This is a genomic window from Citrobacter sp. A316, assembly GCF_002042945.1.
Classification (GTDB): Bacteria; Pseudomonadota; Gammaproteobacteria; order Enterobacterales; family Enterobacteriaceae; genus Citrobacter; species Citrobacter portucalensis.
Window position 1 is genome coordinate 24791 of the sequence record NZ_MVFZ01000021.1, and the last position, 16775, is coordinate 41565.

Genomic DNA, 16775 nt, shown 5'->3' on the forward strand with positions numbered 1-16775 from the left:
GCCTTTTCACCGTTTAAGCCCCTCTCGCCTGGGCTGAGACAAGCACAAACGCTGTCAGCCGTCCAGGGTAAATGGCACGCGGTAAACCGCGCCCAGGACGGCTGTCATCGCCCGTGCTCGTTTACGCCCCTGCGGCGAAGGTTCTCAAACGGGTGATGTTAAATACCAGGGGAACAGCGCAGCAGGTTCCCGCAAACATCAACACCGCGGCTCCCGAAACTCAACGGGTGATGGTTTTTAAACGCAAGACACTGAATTAAGGAGATTTATCATGGCAACACGTGGCGTAAACAAAGTCATTCTGGTCGGTCATCTGGGGCAGGACCCTGAAGTGCGTTACATGCCCAACGGGGGCGCGGTGGCAAATCTTACCCTGGCAACGTCTGAAACATGGCGCGATAAGCAGGACGGGGAGATACGCGAACACACCGAGTGGCACCGTGTTGTCGTGTTCGGAAAACTGGCGGAAATCGCAGCGGAGTATCTGCGTAAAGGTGCCCAGGTCTACATCGAGGGCCAGCTGTGTACCCGCAAATGGACCGATCAGTCTGGTCAGGAAAAATATACCACAGAGGTCGTTGTTAATGTGGGCGGCACTATGCAGATGCTGGGCGGTCGTCGTGACAGCCAGGCACAGCAGGGCGGTCAGCAGTTTAGTGGACAGCCGCAGCCGGAACCTCAGACCCCATCTCCGGTGGTAAAAGGTGGCGCAAAAGGCGAGGGCAAGGCAGCAAAAGGAAAGAGTAAAACGGCAAAAGAAAAAAACGCAGAGGCAGTACCTCAGCAGCCGCCAGCTCAGCCTGAACCGCCGTATGATTTCGACGATGATATTCCGTTCTAGGATTTGAATAATTTCAATTGCGCCTGAACTGGACTGCGTCCCAAAAGTTGGATACCCGACTGATTAAGGTGCAGTTTTTTTGGGGTAAATCCGAGATTTACATATCGAAAAAAACACGATATTTCACATAAAATCAGCGAGATAAAGGGAAGATGCCTGGTCAGCCTGGTATGTGGTGAGGTATAATGGCGGTGGCGCTTGAGGCTTTTTGCCTCATGACGTTTAAGATGTTGTGTGGCAGAAAGAAGAAAGCCCCGTAGGAAGTTAATTAAATTAACCAACACACGAGGCGATCTGCTTGACTAGACACCAACAGAATAGCCTCTTAGATGCCGCAAGGCAAGGAGAAGAAGGCTATGAAACTGCCACGAAGTACCCTGATTTGGTGTGTATTGATAGTGTGTCTCACATTGTTAATATTCACTTACCTGACCCGGAAATCGCTCTGCGAAATCCGGTACAGGGACACGAACAGGGAGGTGGCGGCTTTTATGGCTTACGAATCCGCTAAGTAGCTAACCCCGGCGGGGGGAAACCCCCGCCAATCAGGGGCTGTGGTGGTTTGGTCATGCCTGAAGCGCCTTTATGAAGGGGTTGCCGGTTCGCTGGCAGCCCCTTTTTCCTCTTCTGGTGCGATCGCAAGCATGAACAGCCAGGAAGGACGGTTCCCTCCGGGAACGGGGCAGGGCGGCAGCGCCTGCGGCGCGCCCGCTCTCTTCCCGCCCTGTCCATTGTGATTTGCTGATTGCGGATCATTTATCTACTGTCTGCATGGTTCTGTTCTATTCCTCTGGTCTCAGTAATAACCGACTGATGGCCCCCTTCGGCTCCTGACCAGCTGGCGCTGTCCAGTCGTCGAGCCCCACTCCGCCAGGGCAGCTGCTGCGCACCTGCCAGTCTCCGCCGAACCCCTGCGCGTTTCGGGCCATGCGGCTAGGGTCTGATGGCGAAGGTCAACCCCTGCGGCTTGCTGCGCCCGTGCCGGTCGCGCCGCCTCCACCGCGCCGGCGATGCCGTCGCTCTGATGCCGCCACGCCGTTCCGACGTGTCGGGTGTGTGCATCCTGTTCATCCGGTGAGGTCATCGCCCTGTGTGTCCTCACGCGGAGGGCTGCTTGTAGCACCGTCAGCCGCCTGCCCGCAAGGGTACGCTTCGCCGTTCCTCGCCCGTTCGCACTCGCCTGTCGGCTCGCTTGCGCTGCGGCCTGCGGTGACGCCCCTGCGTTCATTCGTCAGCCGTTGCTCCTTTGCCCTTTGCCGCGAGAGAACTCACCAGGGAGATGGAAAACCATCACCACAGGAGAAAACCAGGATGCACACACGAAACGTCAACGTCAAAACCGCCGCTCAAGAATCTTCCGGAAGATGTGAATCAGAAATCACAGCTGAATAAATCGTTGATCTGTTTTGCTGGGTCATGGCTGCGACGGAAGGGGAATTACAACCTCAGATTTTTGAACCGCCAGTCGGGAGTTATGAGTTGTCATTAATCAATGAGAACTGCATTGATTATCTCTCTGTCTGGATCCTGGACGGCTATCCGGTAGCTGCTGCTGCACCAGTAGATAATTTCTTTCGCACAATCACGCCAGTAAGTATTAACTAAAGGGGAATATTATGATCAGTTTTGCTAATCGTTATCGCGCACCGTCCTCTATTCGTCAGAATCGTCCGCTGACTAATGATGAATTACAGCGCATTGTACCCAGTGCATTTTCTTCCGAAAAACATGATTCACGTTCAGAACGCTATACATATATTCCAACTATTGAAATACTGGACCGTCTTCGTGAAGAAGGCTTTCAACCTTTTTATGCAACACAGTCCCGTACACGCGATATTGAAAAGCGTGAGTTCACAAAACATTTATTACGTCTGCGTCGCCATGATCAGATTGCGGGGAAAGAAGTACCAGAGATTATTTTGCTGAACAGTCACGATGGTTCCAGTAGCTATAAAATGATTCCAGGTATGTTCCGCCAGATTTGTACCAATGGTCTGGTAGCGTGGAAAGATTTTGGCGAAACTAGAGTGCCGCATAAAGGTGATATTGTCGGACAGGTGATTGAAGGCGCATACACTGTGATGGATACGTTCGATACCGTGATTGAAAATATTGATATCATGAAAGGTATTCAGTTGACTGAGCCGGAGCAACGTTTGTTAAGCCTTGCAGCCCTTGAGTATAAATATGATGGTGCTCATTCACCTGTGACACCTGACCAGTTATTACAGGCTCGCCGTTGGGAAGACAGAGGTTTGGATCTGTGGAGTACATTTAACCGTATTCAGGAGAACGTCATCAAAGGCGGAATTTCAGGTAAGACAGCAAAAGGGAAAAGAACAAAAACAAGAGAAGTCACTGGTATTGATGGTGATGTAAAACTTAACCAGGCACTCTGGAAAATGGCAGAGGAATTCGCAAGACTTAAAGCCTGAATAATAGCCGCTCAAGTGAGCGGCTTTTTTTAATGGTTTTTACTTACATCGATTTCTTTTATCTCTTCAATAGATAGGGAGTCTCGATTTCCCGATGAACCTGCAATGATTATTTTTCTTGCAAGGAGAATTCGATAGATGTTCTTAATGTCTGTGGCGTAAGCTTTGCGTTTTTTTATCATCTCATCACGAGGTCCCGTGTTATATATTCCTACGCTATCCCAGTTTCGCCCATAAGACTGAAAGTTACGTGCTAGAACCCATGCACCTGAATACACACATATACATGGATCGCTTAATAATCTTTCGCGGGTAATATTAAACTTTTTAAGTTTCCCGTAATGAGAACTGTTTACCTGCATACCACAGACATCTTCCGTTCCATTACCATTAGATCCATTAATCGCTGCAGGTTTAAGACGGCTCTCTTTAATTGATATTGCCATAAGCAGAAGCGGATCTATTTGGTAATCTCTCCCCGCCTGGTCGAAACACATTTGAGGAGTAGCCGTTGCTGAGAGCGAGAACGCCAGCAATAAGACCGGGGTTTTAGTTATTTTCATCTTGTGGCCCTTATGTCTACCATAAGCCTGTGCATGCTATGCAATAAAAAATATCCCGCCAGATCATTTTAATCAAGATAATTTCCTACAAACGCGCGGAAGCGCTTCAAATCATGCATTTAGCCACAGCCTCAAATAAGGGAATCAACCATGACACGGTTATTAACTTGCCGCTCTTTGCTCACCCATTAAAACATCACACCCTACGCAAGATTTCATCTTGCAGATTTTTTCTTTAATTTCATCATGCTACTTTAAGCTGTAATGCGGAATGCGAGTATATAGAGATAAAAGGTGTGTGGATTAACACACTTTGCAGTGCCGTTACCCCACACTTAACAGTGCCGGATTAACACACCTTGCAGTGCCTGATTAAGCACTGTGATGTGTGGGGATTGTGTGTATATAAATAATAGAGTAACTTAAAAGACAGTGGTGCTTGATCAACACACATAATGGTGCCTAATTAACACACCTGATGGTGCTGCATGCACACACATCATAGTGCCGGATTGCCACACACATAAAAGCTTGATTATGATTCTAATACCCGGCAAAGACTTTAAAACAGCAGCTTTCTGATGTATTAAATCTGTCTCATCGGGATAGCACAGTGCCGCATCCGGCACTGCATGAAATTTTCAGGAAAATATTATGCCGCGCAAGAACATCTACTTCAAAGATAAAATTGACAGAGAGATTCAGGATATTGTCGATATAGAGATACAGAAGGGCGCAACCGGATCTGAAACCAACTACTCATCAACAGTTAACGAACTGGTTCGCCTCGGACTTATGGTTCATAAATCAAAGGAAGAAGGTTCAACATTCGACCTCGATGGATTCAGGCGTGACCTGATAAGAAAAGTATCCGGCTCCAGAGAAGGTATTATGATTTTAACGGCGCTTGTATCAGAAATTTATGTAAACCTCAAAGGGCCACAGTCGGGTGTATCACTGGATGACCTCATAAATAATAACATTAGCGCCATTAATGATGCCGAAGATGAAGCTGACAGAAAGCACTTCATCATCGATGAGAAGTAATTCAAAAGCCGGGCTGAACCGGCTTCATCGATCACCGTGTACTGTCTTTATCTCCTGACAGTACACTCTTTTCAGCCTCGGCGATTTTCTCTTTTAGAAACACTTCAAATTCAAGACATAGAACTTTCAATGCCTGCGCATCCTCATTCTGCTCAAGAATTCGCTCTGTGAAATATCCAAAAGTATTCATCAACCTTGTAAGCATTTCATCATTAAGGCTGCGTTTATGAACCCTCGCCATAGTTCGAATCTCTTCCGCAAGATTCTCAGGAATTCGCATACTATACCCCGTGGTTTTACCCGGCAGTAAAATACGTTCACCCTCACGCCACATCCATAACCGTTCCGCATAAGCAATGGACTCTGTATTTTCATCCGCAGTACCACTCTCACTATCAAGCTGGTTACTAAGCCAGTTTTCAAATTTTACAGCCAGCGCAATCAAACGTTCTCCTTCTGCCGTTTTAATCACAGGACTATTTGGCTGATAATTTAGTGATAATAACAACCTTGCAATAATTTCATCATTTACACTTCTTTTGCCTAAGCGGGCACACACCCTAAGCTCCATGAGTAAGTTGTCGGGAGCGCGTAGCCTCCATTCAACAGCCTCACCAGGCTGGAATTTACGTGGCCTTCCGCGCCCTTCCCACATTTTCTCTTTTACTTTCATTGCTATAGATCTCGCAAGCGATACATCGTCAGTCTGAGAGACAAAGCCTACCCAACTTGCATAGTAGGAATATTCCCAAAAACTTTTAACAGTGTGACATGTGTCACGGTTTTTTTTTTTTAGTGTCATGGGACAATATCGCGTGCGTAAACAAACACTTATGCATAAACACATTGTTTACTTCCGGAGAAAACAAGCATGTCCACACAAGGTAATGCCCTTAAAGTCACGAAGGGATGGGCGGTAGCGTCTTTATTTCGTAAAACGCGTGAAAATCACCAGATTAGAAAATTCATTAAAAATGGAGGGTTAATTTTAATTTCACTTATGGCTGCACATCCGGTTTTTGCAGGCGGAACTGACTTACTGGCTACCCAAAATGCTACCGTCAATTCAACCTTCGGTTCCGGCTCATCTCTAGTTAAATGGTTCTATATAGCCGAAATTATCATGGGGCTCTTTATTTACATAAAAGTACGCTCACCACTGGTATTTGTCGGTATTGTTATGTGTATTATTTTTACTCGTGTTGCTTTCGGTATTGCGAGCTAACAATGAATGGGGAAGACGATAAATACTACTTCCCGGAAACTCTCAATCAGCAGGAACGCTATATTGGTCTTCCGCTCGATGAAGTACTTATTGTTGCACCTTTAATTGTCCTTGGGGTTCTCAACGATATGTCTCTCGAACTTTCAATTGTAGCGGGTCTGCTGTGGGCAATAATCAGGCATCTGAAAAAAGGGCAGGGTTCGTACTGGTTACTTAATTTTTGCTACTGGCACCTCCCCTCCATTTTGTTCAAGATTACCTTTCGACAAATACCTGATTCTAGTTTCCGGCACTGGAGAGCTTAACTAATATGAAGCTTAAAATTAAAGGCGAGCGCGATAAACAACTCCGTTATGCGTTTATTGCACTGGCTTTATTGCTTCTGCTCAGCGCCGTGGGAAATGTTCTGACGGGGTCTCTCGCGTGGTATTTCGCCACAAAACAGAAAACCATCACCACACCCATGTCATTCAACCAACCATTCACCTCTGATGCCTCTGGTGCTGACGCCACCGGCATGACTATGTTCGCCGCCGCCTTTATTTACTGGCGACTGAATGTCAGTCCGGAAAACGTTGATAACAACCAGAAAATGCTTCTCGGTTTCGTCCCATCCGCCGAACGGGATGAACTGAAGAAAGCACTGGATATTGAGGCGGAACGTATCAAGAAAGGCGGAATCACCACCCGCTTTGATACAAAGGAAATTAGGGTAATGAATGAACTTGGCGTGGTCGAGTTCAGCGGAACGCTAAAGTCCTCCACAACCAACGGCGCTATCACCACACCGCTAAAGGACCAGGAAAAAACCTACCGACTGAAATTGAGTTATATCGAAGGACTGGTAAATCTTCACCTGTTCGAAGAACTTCAGTCGGTCACCACCACTAACTGACAGGACTGCCAATGAAAATCCGTATTTCACCGGCAGCTGTTGCTGTGTTACTGGCAACGGGACTTTTTACCAGCGGCCTTCGGGCCGCTTCCGCCCCCGCAGCCATTCCGTTTGAGAACGACGCCGCCTTTAATGTCACTCTCAGCAATACCAATCCCAGTAAGGTTGTTATTAACGGAGAACTGATTACCAGCATCAGCGGACCATCCGGTGCCTATGACCAGAGCCAGACAGATGACGGCGCCCTTATTCTTTCACCACTGGTCGGGCAAAACTTCACTGTATTCATTCAGACTGACCGGGGTTCCTCTCTGAGCCTCAATGTCCGGCCCCAGCCAGGAAACGGTAAAACACTGCGATTCACCCCCATGTCTCCACCGCTGCGTAAAAACAATGATGCGAAAGCGTGGGAGGAAGGGCAGAGCTATGAAAAAACGCTCGTTTCCCTGTCACGTATTATCGTTAACGGCGACGTTCCTGATGACTACCAGGAATATCCGATAAGTCGTATGCCAGTATATAACCCTGGCACGTCGGTACACCTTGTTCCTGAACGCCAGTTTGTGGGAAACCATCTGCGAATTGTGCGCTTCCGTATGTCCAATCCCGGCAGTATTACTCAGAATCTGCGTGAACGTGACTTCTGGCGTAAAGGTGTCAGGGCTGTGATGCTCTCCCAGCATCAGCTGTACGCCGGTGGAGAAGGATATGCCTGGGTTATTTTTTCAGATGACGGAGAACCGCGCTCATGAGTCTGAATGAAAATCTCAAAACCCGACGCAGACAGATTACTGTTCTGGCGGCCGTCATTGCCTCCGGGGCTGCTCTGGCTGGAGGGGTTTACTGGTATGGGCAATATCAGGAAAAACAGAAAGCACCTCCACCCGCTGCCGTGCCAAATATGACGGGCGTGGTTACAGCCTCATTCAATGAAAAGGTCAATGATGCCGCACTGGCACAGCAACAGGCCAAAACGTCTGCGCTTGAGCAGAATGTCAACATGCTGTCACAAAAGCTTGACCAAAACATACTTAATACAGGCCAGAAGCTGGCTGAAAAGGATGCTGAAATACAGCGCCTGACTGACCTGTTAAACCAGAAAGCCTCCGGCAGCAATTCGACCAGTGGCCAGCAGACACCACCTGCTGACCAGAACGGAACACCACTTCCTGGCCCTGTTGCTGCCGGTCAGGCCCGACCGCCAGAATATTCTGTCACCCCAACAGGCACGCCGTCCGCCAATGGCGCTGTTAATGCAGGTCAGGGGGCAGGGTTTTATCCAGGAGGTTCAGGCCAGCGGGTTATGGGGGGACTTACCACCTCAAAATTTACTTATGAAAGTCTGAAAAAGAAACCAACAAAACTACCCTGGATCCCGTCAGGTTCTTTTTCTGAAGCCATTATGATTGAAGGTGCTGATGCTAACGCCAGCGTGACTGGCCAGCAGAATACCCGTCCCGTCACCTTCCGGTTACTTGGCAATATCCAGATGCCCAACAATAAAGAATACAGCGCCGATGGCTGTTTTGTTGTGGGTGAAATCTGGGGCGATATTTCCAGTGAGCGTGGTGAGGTACGAACTAAATCGATCAGTTGTGTACTGAAGAATGGAAAGCATATCGATATGGAGTTTGACGGTCATGTCAGCTATCAGGGTAAAGGTGGTATCCGGGGAAAACCGGTTATGCGTAACGGTATGATTGTGGGGTATGCAGGTGCGGCTGGTCTGCTTTCCGGTTTTGGCGAGGGGATTAAATCTGCTGCCACGCCGTCAGTGGGGCTTGGAGCTACTGCCGATGTTGGTGCCGGTGATGTGTTTAAACAAGGGTTAGGGGGTGGGGCAAACAAGGCTGCTGATACGCTGAGTCAGTACTGGATTAAGCGCGCCGAACAATACCATCCGATCATTGATATCGGTGCAGGTAACCAGGTCACAGTGGTGTTCCAGAAAGGTTTCCGCCTGGAAACGCTGGAGGATGCGGAAGAGCAAAAAGCGAAGGAAGCCCTGCAGAATGCTGCAAATTCCACACAGAGTGAAGCCGCGCCTCAGTCCGTCAGCCAGACCACCTCAAACAGCACTACTTCAGTGGGGAATATTAACCCGGATGATGTGTTACGACAGGCCAGCCAGTTGCGTCTCGGCGACACGATTAACTGAGGTGGATGATGAATGATAACGACAGGTTGTTTAACAAGATTGGCGTGGATATACGGATGTGGCGCGACAATGCTTATCCTCCACGCATCACGTGGATTTGGATACTGTCAATTACGTTTAGTCTCCTCAACGCAGGTGTATGGATTTATGTAAATTCATACTGGTGGTCATCCTGGTGGTTTCAGTGTACTGCCATCTTTGTTGGTATATGCCTTTTCCCTTTTCTGTTTATGAAAATTTTTGGCACCCTTCCTGGTACCTGGCCTGAAGTACTGGACAGAAAACTGGCCATATATAAGCCACTGAACCTCGGCGCGTGGCAGTGGCTACAGTCCACGGTTACCGAAAGAAAGGAGCTTTCTCTGGATGTTATTCAGCAGTGGTATGAGGCAGAAAAAAAATACCGGTATGAAATAACATCAGGGAAATCCAGGAAAACATGTCACTTCCTGTTCATTCAGAACATCCCGGACAGCAACGGCGAGGGGAGCGGGGTGCGTGAACGTTAATATATTCTGTGGACTCCAGCCACACTGATTTTCATCCTCAATTACCTCCATTAGTACCTAATAATTTACCGGAGTTATCCCATGAAAAAACTGATGGGCGCTGCACTGCTGTGTAGCGTACTGACCGGCTGCGCCGGTATGAATTCTGATTTTGACTGTAATAAAACCGCGACCGACCAGTGCCTCACAACCGGGGAGGCAAATAAACTGGCCGCACAGGGCAAAAGTCTTGACGACCTCACCGCGGATAAAGCTGCAAAAAAGCCTGCGGGTGAAACCCTGCCGGCACTGCGCAATGTGGCTCCTGTCGTTAATACGTCACGTCCTGTTTCAGTCGCAGCAACCGGATCTCCTGGTTCTAAGTTAATCGCGCCACGTCCTCTGGCTGCTGTACCTGCAGGAACGATGCAGACTGGAGTGACTCCGCGTATTACTTCTTCAGCCGTTGGGCAGCCAGCTCCTGTCAATACGGCAGGACGGGTTCAGGCGCAGCGTATACCTGACGCGACCCAGCGTCTGTGGATTGCACCGTGGGTGGATACCGATGACAACTTCCATCAACCGTCCGTGGTCGAGTTTGTGAAAAACAAATCGCACTGGGATGAAAGCTATCGTGTTATCGGGGAGGGGGGCGAATGATCAGTTTAAAAGATGACCCCACTTCGCCAGATATGGCACTGCTGGCCGAAGGGAGAGTGTTAAACAATTCCGGATATCGAATGGAGATGAGTGTCGATGAGCCAGTGTGTTTCAACCTCACTGAAGAGGCCCGGCAGCGCCGTCTTGAGCTGATCCGTTCTGTTGTGGAGGGGCGAAAATGAGCAGTGTTCTGGACACTCTGATGGGTTTGATTGAAAGAGGACAGCACAAGGATGGCGCAGCAACTGCTCGCGCTAATCTTGAGCAAACATGGGATTACCCCTCCCTCGTTGCCAGCCTGCCATACCGTTATTACGATGAAAAAAATGATCTGTTCATTAATACGGGTACGGCCGGATTTGTTCTTGAACTGGCCCCGCTACCGGGGGCTAATGAGCAGGTGATGGCGGCTCTTGATGACATGCTGCGTAAGAAACTGCCTCGTAAAACACCTGTCACCGTTATTTTGACTGCAAGTAAATGTGTGGGTGAGCGCATTGCGGCTGGCGTCAGTACCGACATGTGGAAAGGCCAGATGGCCGATCACCTGAATAAAATCACCCGTGCGTTCTGGGAGAGATCAGCTTTACACGGTCTGGCAAACAAGCGTGAATACCCGCTTTACCTGCGTAATTACCGGATCTTTATTGTCTATGGTAAAGCCGTTAAACGATTTTCTCAGCAGGTGATGGATGAGCTGGTTCAGCTGCGCAACACCATTCGTGTTTCTCTGGGGGCGGCTCGTATTGATTCCATCAATACTGACGTGAACGGTTTCCTGTCAGTTATGCGTGAAATGGTGAACTACCGTCATGAGCAGGTTATGACGTCTCCAGGCGACTATAACGAGGATGAATTGCTCAATCGTCAGGTGGTTGACCCTTCCATTGACTTTGAAGTTCATCCTTCCCATTTACGTATTGAATTACCTGAAAAAATTGAAACGGACGGTACACGGCTTCCGGCATCAGCTTGTCGTATCGTAAACATGCAGCTGAGCAAGAATCCACGTCGCTTTGCGCTCTGGCAGGGGGCGGATAACCTGCAGAATATCCGCTTCCCGGACCTCGGCATTCCTTGCCCGTTTATGATTACCTGGACAACCGAGCTCGAGGAGCAGACAGCAAGTCAGGGTGAGGCCTTCCGTAAGGATACGGATCTGTCCAAAAAAGCAAACTCAGCCTATGGTGCTTTGTTCCCTGGAACCAAAAAAGCAGCAGATGAATGGCGTAAAACCCGTGAGCAGCTGTACACCAATGAAATTGCACTTTGCCGCACGTATTTCAACGTGACGTTGTTTACACCAGATAACAATACAGAAGCACAGAAATGTGAACTTGCTGCCGTGAACGTCTTTCGTAAAAACGAACTGGAAATGGTCACGATTCAGTACCAGCAGATGCGTAACTGGCTGGCCAGTTTCCCGTTCGTTATGCAGGAGGGAATGTGGGAGGATCTTAAAACGACGGGTGCCACATTACGTGGAAAATCATGGAATGCGGTAAGCCTGATGCCTGTGGTAGCCGAACGTCAGTTGTCACGTGGAGGAATGCCGCTGCCGACCTATCGCAACCAGGTAGCCTTCTTCGATATGTTCGACGAAGAAAATGGCAGTACCAACTTCAACATTGCTGTCACGGGAACATCTGGTGCTGGTAAATCATTCCTGACACAAAGTATTCTCCGCGATGTACTGAACGCAGGTGGATTTGGCTGGGTTATTGATATGGGGGACAGCTACAAGAACTACTGCCTGCAGGCCGGTGGTGTGTATCTGGATGGTGCTCAACTTCGTTTTAATCCGTTTGCCAACGTCAGAGACATCAAGCTTTCAGCAGAAGGGATTGTTCGACTTCTTGCGGTACTGGCAAGCCCGACCGAACCACTGGATGTCGTTTGTGAAGCAATACTGAAAAAAGCGGTCATGCATGCCTGGGAACAAAAGCAAAACCGGGCACGTATAGATGATGTTTATAACTATCTGACCAGTGAGGATGTTAACACCGCGTTTGCAGACAAACCGACCATCATTGCCCGAATGGCTGAACTGGCTATGTTGCTGGAAACCTACTGTACCTGGGGGGCTGATGGCGAATACTTTAATGCCGACAAACCTACACTTGATGACGAAACCCGTTTTGCTGTGCTGGAGCTTCTGAGTCTGGAAAACAAGCCGAAGTTACTTTCCTCTATCCTGTTTTCTCTCATCCTCGCGATTCAGGAAAAGATGTACCACAGCCCGCGAGATCTCAAAAAAGTCTGCATTATCGACGAAGCCTGGCGACTGCTCGGTGGTTCTAATCCTCATGCTGCCCGCTTTATCGAAACTGGTTACCGTACTGTTCGCCGACATCGTGGTGCATTCATTACGATTACTCAGGGCATCAAAGACTTCAGTGCCGGTAAGGAAGCTGAAGCTGCATGGAACAACAGTTCGACCAAAATCACGCTGCTGCAGGATACGAAGGCATTCAAACAATACCTTTCCGAAAATCCGGATCAATTCTCGGACATGGAAAAGGAAGTTATCCGTGGTTTCCAGCCGGCAATTCAGACCGATTACAGTTCATTGCTTATCAGTGCCGGCGAATACAGCTCGTTCCATCGGCTGTTTGTTGATCCTGTTACTCGCGCCATGTTCAGTTCCCGTGGTGAGGACTTCGCATATATGCAGAACGCTCAGAAAGCAGGGGCCACATCCGAGGAGGCCGCCTATTTGCTGGCAGAGAGGAAGTTTGGAGACGAACTTCATGAACTTGAAGAATGGGTGGAAGCGGCATGAGTGACAGTAACGAAAAACCGTTCAGCGGCGGCACAGTGCGACACGGCGTAACAATGTCGCGCTGGCTTAGTTCCAGGAATGTAAAACTTGCTGCCTGTGTGCTGGCCTCTCAGATGGTGCTGACCGGAATAGCAGGGGCTTACATAAAACTCACAACCCCGGAAATTGTGGTTTTCGACATGAAAGGCACGATCGACCTTTTCATGCAGCAGTCAGCACAACTGCAGCTCGATGAGGACAAGGCGAAAGCATTGACAAGCCGTTTCAACACGGCGATGACCGATAGCCTGAATGAGTGGCAAACCTCGCATAACGCTATCATCCTGGTGAAACCTGCAGCTGTCAGCCCGTTACCGGATATCACGACCGAAATCCGCAGCGATATCGCCCGCCGTACTCAGGAGGGACAGTGAATAAACGATTGGCACTGACAGCCCTGGTACTACTGGCTCTGTCAGCCAGTAGCGGTGCGAAAGATCTCGGTACCTGGGGAAATGTGTTTGAACCTGCCGAACAGGACATGCTGGATTTTATCCAGAACCGTCTGAAGGGGATGGAGCAGAGCGGTGAACTGGACAAATTGCGTGCAGAAGCCGTTGATCGGGTGAAGAGGAATGCCGTCCGGCCACCTGCTGTCAGTGGGCTAACCAATGCTGAAAAATACCGCAGCTTTGCATTTGATCCCACGTTTACCGTCCAGGAAACCGTTACGGATATGCAGGGAAATGTTATTGCGCGCAAAGGGGAGCAGGTGAATCCACTGGATAAAGTCCCTTTCAATCAGGTTCTGTATTTTATCGATGGCGATAATAAAGACCAGATGGAATGGGCCAGAAAGGAGATTGCCGGTAAGACGAACGCGAAGGTAATTCTGGTTAAAGGCAATATTAAGAATACCAGCGATAGCCTGAATGAACGTATTTACTTCGACCAGTCAGGAACCCTCACGCGGAAATTTGGCTTCTCAAACATCCCTGTTCGTATTTCCCCCGATGGCCGTGTACTGAAAGTGGAAGAAATTCCGGTATCAGGAGTAAAAAAATGACCGCAACAACGTTAGGTGATTTGTTTCCCGAAATGCGTACCGTCGTAACCTCACGTGAAAGAGAGCGTAATTTCCCCCGTAAACTCCCCGGCAAATCTGTAAAGAAGCACAACCGTCAGGGAACGGCAGACAAACTTAAGGCTTTATACCCGGAGACTGCCTCCTGGAGTCCGGTACTGGTGACGAAGGCATGGTTTAACTGGCTAAGAGCAAATCAGATGGAGCTGGTCGAACCGGAAAACAGAGATGAGCGCTTTCCTGAATACCTGGTTGAGCTGATGCTGTCGCATATGAAGGAGACTGAGTCATGGACATAGAGTGGCCAATAATTCTATTTTTGATCGTAATACTGAACGGCTGCTTTTTTTTCTTTTCGGTAATGAAAAAAGATCGTCAGGACAGAAATGTCACTGTTCCACAGCCATTTCCCGAGTATGCCCCTCCTGTAAGGGGGGAGTGGGAAAAACGTGCTTATCCTCTTACTCAGGTGATAGTCAGTGTGAATGCAAAACCACACACGATAACTCGCGACCTGGTGTTTTGTCTTGAACGCGCTGCCGACAGTATCATGAATAACGAACTGCCAGTGGATGCTGAAGGATGCCATTATCGTGGTGATTATGGAAATACCGGTTTAATGTTTCCTGAATACTCTGTTCACTGGCATGTGCACGTGCGTTTGTGCTTTGACCCTCCCGGTTTTTTCCCGGATGCAGCGGGTTCTGCGTTACCCCCCTGGATCAAAATGGCTGGCTATCTTGCTGAAGGGAGTCTGGCCCGCCATATCGTCGTTATTGTCCAGGGAACGCGGCAAACTTCTCGTAAATCACTTTCCCGGTATATCACTAAGGCTGCGAACGCAATCGCCACCGGCGCGACCGAGGACGCTGAGTCTGACGATGATTACGGCTACGCATTTATTGTCGTTCAGCCAACACCGCTCTGACGATTTACCCCACTTGATATCAACATGTCTGGCATCTGGACGTCGCTCTGCGCTCAGCCAGCTCCCCGTTTTTGTTTAACCCAGACAAGGTAACTCCATGAAAAAAGACCCTGAATGTGAAAAGGGCCGGAATAATACTATCTCGTCACTACGTCATGATGAAGGTTCAGCCAGATGGCTGGATGAGATCCTCAATGAGAATCCGCTCTACAAACCTTCTGCCGTAATGCGTGGTGGCATTCTTGCCCTGTATGAAATGACACAGGAACAGCGACTGGCCATCATTATGAAAGCTGCCGCCAGTGCTAAAAACCACTGATATTTTCCAGCCCCCGCAACTCTGATGGTGGCACATCCGGAGATCCCCATGACCCACACTGAACCTGTAAAGGCGGTTGCAGTAATCCGTGACCAAAACGGATTCTGGACTCACCCACACTACTTTAAGCCTTCATGTGATGAGGCCTCCCAGGCCGATTTCAATGAATGGTTACGCACGAATCAACTTGTCTGTGCACTTCGCTGGCTGGAGAACGATGCACCTCCTCAGGTTATTGAAGCCTGGGAAAACGGAGCATCTGATATCAGTGAATGGCAGCCTTCTGTTCCTTCAGAAGATGGCTGGTTTATTGGTTCAATACATGACACTGAAGACGGTCCGGTTTGTGTGTGGCTTCGGGGGGGAGCATGAGGCGCTTTGTCTGGTTCGCCACATTACTTCTGGTGCTGGGTTGTACACCGTCTCAGGCTTTTGCCTCCAGTAATGCTGGTGAGGGACGATGGGTAAATCCAATTTCCGATATCTGTTGGAAGTGCATGTTCCCGATGTCAATTGGTAGCATCAAGCTCGCCTCCGGTCCGCTGCCTGACACCAGTAATCCCTCGTCTCCCATACAAATTTGCCCTGTTGGAATCCTCTATCGTATTGGGCTGGCGATTGGATTCTGGGAACCGATGGCGATGGTTGATGTGACCCGTGAGCCTGGCGTTATGGTGAACATGGGCGGATTTAAAATTGATCTCGGTCGGACAGGAACAGGAACCGCTGGTCAGAGTGACCGTCCTGCTGCAGGCACGTTCTACCATGTCCACTGGTACAAATACCCTCTGATTTTCTGGCTCAACATTATTACCAGTCTTGGTTGTCTGCAGACAGGGGACCTGGATATCGCTTACCTCTCTGAAATTGACCCGTTATGGAATGACAGCACGCTGTCCATGATGATTAGTCCGGAAGCGTCGCTTTTCGGTAATCTGATTGCACAGGCTGCATGCGCAGCGGATTCTGTGGCCAGCGCTGCCGGGCGCCCTCTGGCCCCTTTATTCTGGTGTGCAGGTAGCCAGGGATCGATGTATCCGATGACAGGTTTTACCAGCGGTGAGTTTTCCCCTCTGGAATCATCACTTCTTGTCAGTGAGCGTATGGCGTTCAAGATGCATCGTGAAGGTCTGGTCTGGAATTCCATTGGTGCAGATAACGCAGTCTGTAATCAGTATCCGTCTCCCATCATTCCGAAAGACCGCTGGCGTTATCAGATGGTGAACATGTTCCCTGAGAGCTCAAATTGCCATGCGTTTGGTGCTACTACCCAAACCTGGGGGATTAAACATAACTCCCCAAACTCAAAAAAGAATTTTGGTTACCTCTTCTGGCGCAAACGTAACTGCGTTTTTCTGTAAGGAATTG

Annotated in this window: 23 protein-coding genes and 1 pseudogene; 22 read left to right on the forward strand and 2 right to left on the reverse strand. The window is 49.0% G+C overall.

Annotation, left to right across the window (positions count from 1 at the left end; translation table 11 throughout):
• Window positions 1-271 precede the first annotated feature (271 nt).
• The 5 genes and pseudogenes from BZK41_RS21775 (at window position 272) to BZK41_RS21795 (ending at window position 3279) form a co-directional block, all read left to right on the forward strand.
• Entirely contained in the window at window positions 272-841 is a 570-nt protein-coding gene (locus BZK41_RS21775) for a single-stranded DNA-binding protein (protein ID WP_079939547.1), read from the forward strand.
• Between the two features lie 298 nt (window positions 842-1139).
• Window positions 1140-1289 (forward strand): annotated as a pseudogene (locus BZK41_RS27610) (DUF5431 family protein); the annotation flags it as partial.
• Window positions 1234-1356 (forward strand): type I toxin-antitoxin system Hok family toxin, encoded by a 123-nt coding sequence (locus tag BZK41_RS21780; RefSeq protein WP_224776414.1) that lies wholly within the window; start codon window positions 1234-1236, stop codon window positions 1354-1356. The pseudogene BZK41_RS27610 and the gene BZK41_RS21780, both read left to right, overlap by 56 nt.
• Before the next feature lie 964 nt (window positions 1357-2320).
• Entirely contained in the window at window positions 2321-2446 is a 126-nt protein-coding gene (locus BZK41_RS27710; RefSeq protein ID WP_290439982.1) for a hypothetical protein, read from the forward strand.
• A gap of 11 nt (window positions 2447-2457) precedes the next feature.
• Entirely contained in the window at window positions 2458-3279 is an 822-nt protein-coding gene (locus tag BZK41_RS21795; RefSeq protein WP_079939548.1) for a DUF932 domain-containing protein, read from the forward strand.
• A 29-nt stretch (window positions 3280-3308) separates the two neighbouring features.
• Here BZK41_RS21795 and BZK41_RS21800 read toward each other — a convergent pair whose 3' ends face one another.
• Entirely contained in the window at window positions 3309-3842 is a 534-nt protein-coding gene (locus BZK41_RS21800) for a lytic transglycosylase domain-containing protein (protein WP_079939549.1), read from the reverse strand.
• Window positions 3843-4496: 654 nt separating this feature from the next.
• On the opposite strand from BZK41_RS21800, the gene BZK41_RS21805 reads away from it, so the two are divergent.
• Window positions 4497-4889, forward strand: coding sequence for a relaxosome protein TraM (locus BZK41_RS21805; RefSeq protein WP_079939550.1), 393 nt, complete (start codon window positions 4497-4499; stop codon window positions 4887-4889).
• A gap of 31 nt (window positions 4890-4920) precedes the next feature.
• On the opposite strand, the gene BZK41_RS21810 is transcribed toward BZK41_RS21805, so the two are convergent.
• Window positions 4921-5562, reverse strand: coding sequence for an Arc family DNA-binding protein (locus BZK41_RS21810; RefSeq protein ID WP_079939551.1), 642 nt, complete (start codon window positions 5560-5562; stop codon window positions 4921-4923).
• 198 nt (window positions 5563-5760) lie between these two features.
• On the opposite strand from BZK41_RS21810, the gene BZK41_RS21815 reads away from it, so the two are divergent.
• The 16 genes from BZK41_RS21815 to traU all read left to right on the forward strand — a co-directional run bounded on the left by BZK41_RS21815 (window position 5761) and on the right by traU (window position 16768).
• Window positions 5761-6114, forward strand: coding sequence for a type IV conjugative transfer system pilin TraA (locus BZK41_RS21815; RefSeq protein WP_079939552.1), 354 nt, complete (start codon window positions 5761-5763; stop codon window positions 6112-6114).
• Window positions 6115-6116: 2 nt separating this feature from the next.
• Window positions 6117-6419: a type IV conjugative transfer system protein TraL gene (gene traL / locus BZK41_RS21820; RefSeq protein WP_079939553.1), complete on the forward strand. Its 303-nt coding sequence runs from the start codon at window positions 6117-6119 to the stop codon at window positions 6417-6419.
• A 5-nt stretch (window positions 6420-6424) separates the two neighbouring features.
• A complete protein-coding gene (locus BZK41_RS21825) occupies window positions 6425-7009 on the forward strand; it encodes a TraE/TraK family type IV conjugative transfer system protein (RefSeq protein ID WP_079939554.1) in 585 nt (194 codons plus the stop codon).
• Window positions 7010-7020: 11 nt separating this feature from the next.
• Window positions 7021-7761 (forward strand): type-F conjugative transfer system secretin TraK, encoded by a 741-nt coding sequence (traK, locus tag BZK41_RS21830; RefSeq protein WP_079939555.1) that lies wholly within the window; start codon window positions 7021-7023, stop codon window positions 7759-7761.
• Window positions 7758-9167 (forward strand): F-type conjugal transfer pilus assembly protein TraB, encoded by a 1410-nt coding sequence (gene traB, locus BZK41_RS21835; protein ID WP_079939556.1) that lies wholly within the window; start codon window positions 7758-7760, stop codon window positions 9165-9167. Before traK ends, traB begins: the two co-directional genes overlap by 4 nt.
• 5 nt (window positions 9168-9172) lie before the next feature.
• Window positions 9173-9676, forward strand: coding sequence for a hypothetical protein (locus BZK41_RS21840; protein ID WP_139762648.1), 504 nt, complete (start codon window positions 9173-9175; stop codon window positions 9674-9676).
• Between the two features lie 81 nt (window positions 9677-9757).
• On the forward strand, window positions 9758-10315 hold the full coding sequence (traV, locus tag BZK41_RS21845) for a type IV conjugative transfer system lipoprotein TraV (protein WP_079939558.1): 558 nt from the start codon (window positions 9758-9760) through the stop codon (window positions 10313-10315).
• Entirely contained in the window at window positions 10312-10497 is a 186-nt protein-coding gene (locus BZK41_RS21850; protein ID WP_079939559.1) for a hypothetical protein, read from the forward strand. Before traV ends, BZK41_RS21850 begins: the two co-directional genes overlap by 4 nt.
• On the forward strand, window positions 10494-13097 hold the full coding sequence (gene traC / locus BZK41_RS21855) for a type IV secretion system protein TraC (protein ID WP_079939560.1): 2604 nt from the start codon (window positions 10494-10496) through the stop codon (window positions 13095-13097). The genes BZK41_RS21850 and traC overlap by 4 nt, the downstream gene beginning before the upstream one ends.
• Window positions 13094-13510 carry a type-F conjugative transfer system protein TrbI gene (trbI, locus tag BZK41_RS21860; RefSeq protein ID WP_079939561.1) on the forward strand — a complete coding sequence of 139 codons (417 nt, stop codon included), beginning with the start codon at window positions 13094-13096 and terminating at the stop codon, window positions 13508-13510. Before traC ends, trbI begins: the two co-directional genes overlap by 4 nt.
• A complete protein-coding gene (gene traW / locus BZK41_RS21865) occupies window positions 13507-14142 on the forward strand; it encodes a type-F conjugative transfer system protein TraW (protein WP_079939562.1) in 636 nt (211 codons plus the stop codon). The genes trbI and traW overlap by 4 nt, the downstream gene beginning before the upstream one ends.
• Window positions 14139-14459: a hypothetical protein gene (locus tag BZK41_RS21870; protein WP_079939563.1), complete on the forward strand. Its 321-nt coding sequence runs from the start codon at window positions 14139-14141 to the stop codon at window positions 14457-14459. The genes traW and BZK41_RS21870 overlap by 4 nt, the downstream gene beginning before the upstream one ends.
• A 182-nt stretch (window positions 14460-14641) precedes the next feature.
• Entirely contained in the window at window positions 14642-15088 is a 447-nt protein-coding gene (locus BZK41_RS21875; protein ID WP_139762649.1) for a hypothetical protein, read from the forward strand.
• A 97-nt stretch (window positions 15089-15185) separates the two neighbouring features.
• Entirely contained in the window at window positions 15186-15407 is a 222-nt protein-coding gene (locus BZK41_RS21880) for a hypothetical protein (protein WP_057102328.1), read from the forward strand.
• Between the two features lie 48 nt (window positions 15408-15455).
• Complete coding sequence (locus tag BZK41_RS21885) at window positions 15456-15779, forward strand: hypothetical protein (protein ID WP_079939565.1); 324 nt, start codon at window positions 15456-15458, stop codon at window positions 15777-15779.
• Window positions 15776-16768, forward strand: a complete 993-nt coding sequence (gene traU, locus BZK41_RS21890) for a conjugal transfer pilus assembly protein TraU (RefSeq protein WP_079939566.1) — start codon at window positions 15776-15778, stop codon at window positions 16766-16768. The genes BZK41_RS21885 and traU overlap by 4 nt, the downstream gene beginning before the upstream one ends.
• The last annotated feature ends 7 nt before the right edge of the window (window positions 16769-16775 follow it).

What these genes read in the sequence shown, in the direction of transcription:
- BZK41_RS21775 (WP_079939547.1), top strand. Translation starts at nt 272, where the DNA reads ATGGCAACACGTGGCGTAAACAAAGTCATTCTGGTCGGTCATCTGGGG.
- BZK41_RS21795 (WP_079939548.1), top strand. Translation starts at nt 2,458, where the DNA reads ATGATCAGTTTTGCTAATCGTTATCGCGCACCGTCCTCTATTCGTCAG.
- BZK41_RS21800 (WP_079939549.1), bottom strand. Translation starts at nt 3,842, where the DNA reads ATGAAAATAACTAAAACCCCGGTCTTATTGCTGGCGTTCTCGCTCTCA.
- BZK41_RS21805 (WP_079939550.1), top strand. Translation starts at nt 4,497, where the DNA reads ATGCCGCGCAAGAACATCTACTTCAAAGATAAAATTGACAGAGAGATT.
- BZK41_RS21810 (WP_079939551.1), bottom strand. Translation starts at nt 5,562, where the DNA reads ATGAAAGTAAAAGAGAAAATGTGGGAAGGGCGCGGAAGGCCACGTAAA.
- BZK41_RS21815 (WP_079939552.1), top strand. Translation starts at nt 5,761, where the DNA reads ATGTCCACACAAGGTAATGCCCTTAAAGTCACGAAGGGATGGGCGGTA.
- traL (WP_079939553.1), top strand. Translation starts at nt 6,117, where the DNA reads ATGAATGGGGAAGACGATAAATACTACTTCCCGGAAACTCTCAATCAG.
- BZK41_RS21825 (WP_079939554.1), top strand. Translation starts at nt 6,425, where the DNA reads ATGAAGCTTAAAATTAAAGGCGAGCGCGATAAACAACTCCGTTATGCG.
- traK (WP_079939555.1), top strand. Translation starts at nt 7,021, where the DNA reads ATGAAAATCCGTATTTCACCGGCAGCTGTTGCTGTGTTACTGGCAACG.
- traB (WP_079939556.1), top strand. Translation starts at nt 7,758, where the DNA reads ATGAGTCTGAATGAAAATCTCAAAACCCGACGCAGACAGATTACTGTT.
- BZK41_RS21840 (WP_139762648.1), top strand. Translation starts at nt 9,173, where the DNA reads ATGATGAATGATAACGACAGGTTGTTTAACAAGATTGGCGTGGATATA.
- traV (WP_079939558.1), top strand. Translation starts at nt 9,758, where the DNA reads ATGAAAAAACTGATGGGCGCTGCACTGCTGTGTAGCGTACTGACCGGC.
- BZK41_RS21850 (WP_079939559.1), top strand. Translation starts at nt 10,312, where the DNA reads ATGATCAGTTTAAAAGATGACCCCACTTCGCCAGATATGGCACTGCTG.
- traC (WP_079939560.1), top strand. Translation starts at nt 10,494, where the DNA reads ATGAGCAGTGTTCTGGACACTCTGATGGGTTTGATTGAAAGAGGACAG.
- trbI (WP_079939561.1), top strand. Translation starts at nt 13,094, where the DNA reads ATGAGTGACAGTAACGAAAAACCGTTCAGCGGCGGCACAGTGCGACAC.
- BZK41_RS21870 (WP_079939563.1), top strand. Translation starts at nt 14,139, where the DNA reads ATGACCGCAACAACGTTAGGTGATTTGTTTCCCGAAATGCGTACCGTC.
- BZK41_RS21880 (WP_057102328.1), top strand. Translation starts at nt 15,186, where the DNA reads ATGAAAAAAGACCCTGAATGTGAAAAGGGCCGGAATAATACTATCTCG.
- BZK41_RS21885 (WP_079939565.1), top strand. Translation starts at nt 15,456, where the DNA reads ATGACCCACACTGAACCTGTAAAGGCGGTTGCAGTAATCCGTGACCAA.
- traU (WP_079939566.1), top strand. Translation starts at nt 15,776, where the DNA reads ATGAGGCGCTTTGTCTGGTTCGCCACATTACTTCTGGTGCTGGGTTGT.